The following is a 7,214-nucleotide window of genomic DNA, read 5'->3' as shown; positions in this document are numbered from 1 at the left end:
CGCAGACACGTCCTGCACGGCGACGCCCAGATACGGCGTCGGCCCGACGTGGACCGTCCCTCCGGACACGCCCTCGCGGATCTGCGCGACGACGCCCATCGCGTCGTCGATGGGAACCGCGTACGCCTCGGGTGCCTGTGTCGCGCGGGCTTCATCCGACAGGCCCGCAGCGTCGACGCCGACGACGTTGCCGAAGGCGTCGACCAGAGGGCCTCCGGAGTCGCCGGCGCGCACGTCGGCGTCGATCTGGATCATGCCCGCCAATTCGTTGCGCGACCCGTCGACGGAGCTCTGCGCGGTCACCGTCCGGTCGAGTGCGACGATCTTCCCCGGGGCCGGGACCAGAACGCCCTGCCCGGCGGCATTGCCGATGGCCGTCACCGCGTCGCCGACACCGATGTTCGACGAGCTCCCGATCGACGCAACGGGCAGATCGGCCGCCGTCGCCAGTTGCAGAACCGCCAGGTCGCGTGTCTTGTCGTAGCCGAGCACCGACGCGTTGTAGATCAGGCCGTTGCCCATGTGCACCGCCGTCACCTCGGTCGCTTCCTCGATGACGTGAAAATTCGTCAGGACGAGGCCGTCGGAGCCCACGACGAAGCCGGTGCCCGCGACGCCGTATAACCCGAACTCAGCCGCGATGGTGACGACCGTGGGGTTGACCTGCGCGGAAATCTGCTCGGTGCTCAGCGGAACCGGCGGCGGCGGAGGAGGCAGCGGTGCCTGCATCGGCGCCGGTCCAGGCGGTGCCCCGGACAGCGAATCGAGCACCCCCGGCGTCAGCGACGGCGCGAGAGCGGAGACAGCAACCGTCAACGTCACCAGTAGCGCCGCCCGGCCAGCCGCCTGCATAGTCACCAATTATGCGCTGCTTCAACAGTGCAGGTAGCCCGGGTTGCTTCCCCCGCCGAAATCGAGGTTGTGTCACCGAATCGGACCGTCTCGATGCGTAACTTCGATCTCGGCGAATGAACCTAGGCGGTGAAAACCTCGATGGAGTAGTCGCGCAGGGAACGATCATGGAAGTCGACGAACACCACACCGTGGCCGGCATCCGAATCGACACTGGCACTTACAGTTCGGCCGGCGGCTATCCACTTGTGATATTTCGCGCCGCGAAGTGAATCGGAGGATCGCAGGATGTCCCGCGCCGCGACCTTTCCCTTCGCTCCCACTCCGCGCAACCCGCCCATGAAGCCGACTACACCGCCGAGTCCCTGATTGCGGATCAGCGCAGGAGTGAGCCCGGCCGATGCCGTCAACCCCCGTGTTCCGGCGCTCAAGAGTTGTCCGATCATCGTCGACAATTCCCAATGAGCAGCGAGCCGAGCTATTTTCAGTTGCCCGTTCTCCTCGACGAGGTCGTAGCGCAGGTGCATGGGTACGTGCAGAGTCGCGCCCGACGACATGATCGTCTCGAGGGAGAGGTCGCGGACCACGGACATGCCGGAGACGACGTCGTGGTCGACGTGGAAGTTGATGGTGTTCGGCGCGATGAAGGTGTCGTAGAACCGCTCTATCGCGTCGCGACCTCGGTGCGGCCTGGAGCCGACCGGGTCGTTGACGATGCCGTTCTCGGCGTACAGGTCGATCCATGCCGCTCGGTCGTGGACAGCGACGGCGTCGGGCGACCCCCGGACGGCTGTGAGCAGGTCTTCTGCGGTGGGCACGGTCTCGACGTTAACGCCCGACGTGCCGCGACGTGGAGAAACGGTGGGTTTTACAACGCGCTGACCGCGCGCGGAACGTCGGCACGCAAGGTGAAATCGGTGACGAACTCGCCGTCCTCGGCAGCGAATCGTCGTCGGGGGTCGAAACCTTCGACGTCGAAGCGCCCGAGCGTCGGCGAGTGGGTCGTCACGGCAACCGTGCCGGCATCGATGTCGAATTGCAGGAGGCGTTGGAACCCCGCCGTTCGTTCCCCGTCCACCTCGAAGTACTGGTAGTCGGCGAGCAGCTGGACGACGGTGCGTCCGGTGTCGTCGACGTTGCGGTCGACGACTGTGGCCTGGCCGTCGACGTGCCCGGACAGCACCATGAACACCGATTCGTACGGGAGGACGAGGCGGTTCCAGATTTGCTGACCCGAACTCGAGCCGATGTCGCCGAACCCCATCAACTTCTTCTCCCCGTCCTCCTCGAGGTAGTAGTGGCTGCCGATGACGACGTTTCGGTCGGGGTGATCCTCGAGCACCTGCTCGGCCCACTTCATGACCTTCTCCGGCGGGTTGTACCCGATGTAGAGCATCAGGAACTTCGCCCCGGCGATGTCGAGGAGGTCGAAGTGCGCGGAGTTGTCCTCGGACGTGAACGAGTTGCCCCACCACGGCTGATCTCGGTACCTCTGCGGGCCGAAGTACTCGTTGTACAGCGCGTGATTCTCCTCGTGCATGCCCGGCACGAGCTTGCCTGCCACGTTCCACAGATTGTCGTGGTTGCCTGGGAGGACGCCGTGTGGAATACCCGCGTCCTCCAGTTTCTTCATCGATTCGCCGGCATCTTCGAACTCGATGCGAGACTGCGCATCTCGGCCCCCAGGGCGAATCCAACTCTGGATGATATCTCCGGTGTGCATGCTGTACTCGATGTCGAGTGGGTCCGCATTGTCGACGGTCCACTGCGTCATGTCGTCGTAGACGCCAGGGTCGTCGCGGGCGATGTACTGCGTGTCGGTGATGTGTTGGAGAGCGAAGTCGTATGTGTCCGGCTCGGCGAACGCGCCGTCCGGAGCGGCATTCGCCTCGGCGAAGGAGCGGTCTGCGCGGGGACTGTCGATGACCATGACCTCGACCTCGCCGCGCACATCGGTGATGTCGGCAGCGAGATCGATGATGCCGCCGGGTGATTCGGGCGCGGCGGTGGCGACGGCGGGCCCCCAGTCCTCGGCACCGGCGGTTCGTACGTGCATCGCGAGATCGTTTCGGTTGATCGACGTTCCCTGCCAGGACAATCGGGCCTCGCCGACCCCGGGTGCGAACGACAGGTTGTACCGAAGATAGGGATACTCGTCCCACGCCGACGTGCGCGACTCCGAGCCGGACGACTCCTCCCCGGCCTCGCCCTCCAGAACCGCGGCGTCTTCGGAGCCCACACCGGCCACCATATCGGAGGTCACCGGCGCCGGATCTGCGATCAGGCCCGAGGCAGGCACCGCCGTCACAGGCACCTGCGTGCGCGCGACGGACGGACTCGCCGCTGCATCGGCACCGACGAGGGTGCAGGCCAGCAGTAGAGCCCCGAGAGTCGGTGCAGCTTTCACTCTGCCCAGGCTACCGACTCGACGCCGGTAGCACCGGACGGCGAAGCGGGCGTGAGGCGGCTCCGCCGCCCGTGCGCACAAAGTGTCGTTGGCGCGGCACTTTCCGTGCACGGGCGCGAAGCGCATAGTGTGGGTCCATGTCAGCGGCGAGGCGGCCACCGGAAGTGCGAATCGGCATCTCGGGGTGGACGTATGCGCCCTGGCGCGGGGATTTCTACCCCAAGGGCCTCGCGCATCGCCGGGAGTTGGAATTCGCGTCCGAGAAGTTGTCGTCGATCGAGATCAACGGCACGTTCTATGCGATGCAGAAGCCGACCAGCTTCGTGAAGTGGCGCGACGAGACCCCGGAGAATTTCGTTTTCTCGATCAAGGGTGGTCGCTACATCACCCACATCAGGAGACTCGTCGACGCAGAGGCTGCGCTCGCGAACTTCTTCGCGACCGGTGTGCTGAGCCTGGGCCCGAAACTGGGGCCGATCCTGTGGCAGTTGCCCCCGAACTTCCAGTACGACGCACGGAAGTTGGCTGCGTTCTTCGACATGCTGCCCCGAACGACCATGGAGGCAGCGAGTTTCGCGGATCGGCGGGACGACAAGTTGCCGGACGATCGCGTCAGCGTCGCGACCGAGCGTGACCGGCCTCTGCGGTATGCCCTCGAGGTGCGTCACCTCAGCTTCGAGGTCAAGGAAGCAGCGGAGCTACTGCGAGAGAAGAACATCGCGTTGGTCGTCGCCGACACGGCGGGGCGATACCCGTTTTTCGACACCCCTACGACCGACTTCGTGTACGTGCGTCTGCACGGGGACAAGGAGCTGTACGCGAGCGGCTACGACGACGAAGCGCTCGACGTGTGGGCGGCTCGCATCGAAGCCTGGACGTCGTCGAAGCGCGACGTGTTTGCCTATTTCGACAACGACATGAAGGGGTACGCGCCCTACGACGCGATGAGGTTGATGTCGCGTATCGGCGATACTAGGGCACTCTAGCGTGCATCGTAGACATTGATAGATGAGCTGATAGACCGTGCATCACAGACGCCTGCCCGCCTCCATCATCGCGATCAACAGTTCACGGGGTAGAGCCATCGGGGGCATGGCGTTCAACTGAATGGTGTCGTCCGCATTGTTTTTGATTTCCGCTACCTCGTCGTGCAGCCGCTCCATGGTGATGTCCAACTTGTTGGCACTGGCTGCGGCCTCGGTGAGCTCCTGCATGAGGTGGCCGGGGATCGTACCGTCGTACTTGTAGAAGATCCTGTGCTCGAGGCTCGCCCAGAAGTCCATGGCGATGGTGCGAATCTGCAGCTCGACCGGAACCGGCTGAATGCGGTCGCTCATGAACACGGGAATCTCGACGATCATGTGAAGACTCTTGTAGCCGTTGGGTTTCGGGTTCTCGATGTAATCGCGCGTCTCGAGAACCCGGACGTCGGTCTGTGATCCAATCATGTCGGCGACGCGATACGTGTCGGAGATGAAGCTGCACGTGATGCGGATGCCCGCGATGTCGACGATGCCGGTGCGGATGTCGCCGAGTGTGAGTGGGCAATTTTTCCGCCGCGCTTTCGCGATGATGCTTTCCGGCGTCTTCAGGCTGGACCCGACGTGCTCGATGGGGCTGTACCGATGGATGTGCGTGAACTCTTCCTTCAAGATGTTGATCTTGGTCATGAGCTCGTCGATGCCGAACTTGTACCCCATCATGAAGCGGGCGAAGTCGTTTCGCAGCCGGGCGAAATCGGTGGTCGTGTCCGGGCTGTCGCTGTCAATGACACTAGATTGTCTACCCACCGCCCGGGCGAGGCTCAGGTGCCTCTTTCCGCGCCTCGTGAATCGAAGCTGGCGTCCGAACATCTCGATCCGAGGGGAGGGCTGAAGGTGACGTGCCCACATCGTCTGCACGCGTGGGTGCGGTGATGTCCGCGTCCGCAGGAGCATGCCCTCGACCCGACCAGCACGGTTCGCGGGCCGAGGACATGACCGCGGGCGCACCGAGAAGGCGCGCTTTCGACCCATCGATCGCCCAATCGATGGAGGATTGCAGAGGAGTCCGGGCCTGGTGCGTCGGATGTCGTCATACTCGTTTCCGCCTACCTGGACCCGCGAAATTCTGGTGAAACACGGTGGACCGTCCGCGAGTGGTAGCTCCCGGACGGCGCGTTCAGACTAGCACGATTCGAACATGTGTTCCCATTGCTGGAGGTCAACGCGCGCCTTACGCTGTTCGATAATTACGGAATTACGTATTTCCGAAACACGAATGGGAGTAGCTATGCGTTCGACCGTCGCCGTGTACGCGGCATGCGTGGCAGTCCTCGTCACCACGGGGTGTTCCAGTCCGTCGGTCGACTCCGAGCCCAGTACGCCCGCAGAATGCGAACCCGTGACCTCGACGGATCTGAACACCGTCGACGGGTGGATCGGCCTCATCGAACAGCAGCCGAACAGCGTGAGCTTGATTGTCGACGACGGCCGAGGGCGCACCGTCGAACATCGTGCGGACGAGCAGCAACCTCTGGCATCGGCGGTCAAGGTCGTGCACCTCGCGGCCTACGGGAGGGCCGTCGCGGCCGGTGAACTCGACCCGGACGAGCAGATCTCCCTGCTCGACTGGGAGCGCTGGTACGTGCCGGGCACCGACGGCGGAGCCCATCCGGCGGCGCTCGATCGGCTCGGTCTCCCGAACGACGGCATCGCTGCAACCGACCTCGCGCGCACCGTTCGGCTCGACGACATGGTGTCCGCGATGATCCAGGAGAGCGACAACGCCGTCCCGGATTACCTGCGGTTCCGACTCGGTGCCGACGCCATTGCCGACGCCGCTGCTGCAGGCGGCTGGGACGGATTCTCGACGCCGTCGCTGGTGACGAGCACGCTCGCCGTCTTCGATCCGGTTCTCGGGGACGGTGATCGATGGGCCACGGCGAACAGATGGGCGTTCGACGAGCAATTTCGTACCGAAGCCATTGCAGCGGTGCGGATTCCGAGCTATGAGGACCAGGCAAACCGGGTGACCGAGAACTACGCCGACGGTTCTGCCAACGAGCTTGGTTCCCTTTATCGGGCGCTCTCGGACGGCAGTTTCGGCGAAGGATCCGACATCGCCCTCCGACACCTGGAGTATCAGCCGGCGCCGGACGGTGTGCAGGGCCTGGGCTTCAAAGGGGGCAGCCTTCCCGGCGTGCTGACGCAGGCATTCGAGCTGCGCCGCAACGATGGAAGCATCGCAACGGCAGTGTGGTTGATCGAGGGTCTGCCTGCCGATCGATACGAGGCAGCGATCGCCGGCTTCGGTAACCAGCAACGTCTGATCGTCGACGCCATGAACCAGTCCGACGTTCTCGATGGCATAGCCTGCGTCGTGTGACCGAACAGTTCGAAGCCAGGCTCGCCGCGCTGGAGGAGCGTGTCGCCGCTCTGGAAAATATCGGCGACACGGCCGAGGACGTCGGTCGAACGCCGACGGGTGGATCTGTGGGCTACGAGGGCGACGTCCACTTGAACGGCCATGTCAGCTGGACGATCGGGTACTTGCCCGATGCGGTCCTCGAGCTCTCGGTCCCACGTACATCGGACGTGCTTGCGGCACTGGGCCATCCGGTCCGCCTACACATCGTTCGACTACTGCTGCGGGGCCCCGCGAACGCAGCGGCCATCCTGGACGCAGTGGGTCATGGCGGCATCAGCGGCGGAAATGACGAGGATCGAGGCCGTGGATCGACGGGCCAGGTGTACCACCATCTGAAGGTGCTCGGCTCGGCCGGCGTAGTGGAGCAGCACGGGCGAGGCGACTACCGCATCGGCGCCAAGAAAGTTGTGCCACTGCTGGTGGCGATGCTTGCTGCAGCCGATATCTCGGGCGAACTGGGCACCTGATCTTCCGGCGCCGATGAGTTTTCGGTGTGGCCGGTGTCGATACAGGCATCGACCCACGTGACCCGCGGGTGCGTCAGGTC

General features: G+C 64.2%; 7 protein-coding genes. 3 read left to right on the top strand and 4 right to left on the bottom strand.

Going from position 1 to position 7,214, the window contains the following annotated elements; translation table 11 throughout:
- From WBQ44_RS13250 to WBQ44_RS13240, 3 genes are all read right to left on the bottom strand, one after another.
- Window positions 1–852: S1C family serine protease (locus tag WBQ44_RS13250; protein WP_495567143.1), on the bottom strand; the 852-nt coding region annotated here is incomplete at its 3' end.
- A gap of 122 nt (window positions 853–974) precedes the next feature.
- Window positions 975–1,670: a nuclear transport factor 2 family protein gene (locus WBQ44_RS13245; protein ID WP_495567142.1), complete on the bottom strand. Its 696-nt coding sequence runs from the start codon at window positions 1,668–1,670 to the stop codon at window positions 975–977.
- 50 nt (window positions 1,671–1,720) lie between these two features.
- Window positions 1,721–3,259 carry a metallophosphoesterase gene (locus tag WBQ44_RS13240; protein WP_495567141.1) on the bottom strand — a complete coding sequence of 513 codons (1,539 nt, stop codon included), beginning with the start codon at window positions 3,257–3,259 and terminating at the stop codon, window positions 1,721–1,723.
- A gap of 137 nt (window positions 3,260–3,396) precedes the next feature.
- On the opposite strand from WBQ44_RS13240, the gene WBQ44_RS13235 reads away from it, so the two are divergent.
- Window positions 3,397–4,245: a DUF72 domain-containing protein gene (locus WBQ44_RS13235; protein ID WP_495567140.1), complete on the top strand. Its 849-nt coding sequence runs from the start codon at window positions 3,397–3,399 to the stop codon at window positions 4,243–4,245.
- 42 nt (window positions 4,246–4,287) lie between these two features.
- Here the strand turns inward: WBQ44_RS13235 and WBQ44_RS13230 are convergent, their stop codons facing one another.
- Window positions 4,288–4,962, bottom strand: a complete 675-nt coding sequence (locus WBQ44_RS13230; protein ID WP_495567139.1) for a GTP pyrophosphokinase — start codon at window positions 4,960–4,962, stop codon at window positions 4,288–4,290.
- A gap of 568 nt (window positions 4,963–5,530) precedes the next feature.
- Between WBQ44_RS13230 and WBQ44_RS13225 the strand changes: the two genes are divergently transcribed.
- Together WBQ44_RS13225 and WBQ44_RS13220 are read left to right on the top strand one after the other, a co-directional pair.
- On the top strand, window positions 5,531–6,625 hold the full coding sequence (locus tag WBQ44_RS13225) for a serine hydrolase (RefSeq protein ID WP_495567138.1): 1,095 nt from the start codon (window positions 5,531–5,533) through the stop codon (window positions 6,623–6,625).
- Window positions 6,622–7,134, top strand: a complete 513-nt coding sequence (locus WBQ44_RS13220) for an ArsR/SmtB family transcription factor (RefSeq protein ID WP_495567137.1) — start codon at window positions 6,622–6,624, stop codon at window positions 7,132–7,134. Before WBQ44_RS13225 ends, WBQ44_RS13220 begins: the two co-directional genes overlap by 4 nt.
- Window positions 7,135–7,214 lie beyond the last annotated feature (80 nt).

It is taken from the genome of Rhodococcus sp. (in: high G+C Gram-positive bacteria), from assembly GCF_049591685.1.
In the GTDB taxonomy this organism is placed as follows: domain Bacteria; phylum Actinomycetota; class Actinomycetes; order Mycobacteriales; family Mycobacteriaceae; genus Rhodococcoides.
Note: the sequence above shows the minus strand (reverse complement) of the source record. Positions and strands in the feature narration are given on the sequence as shown.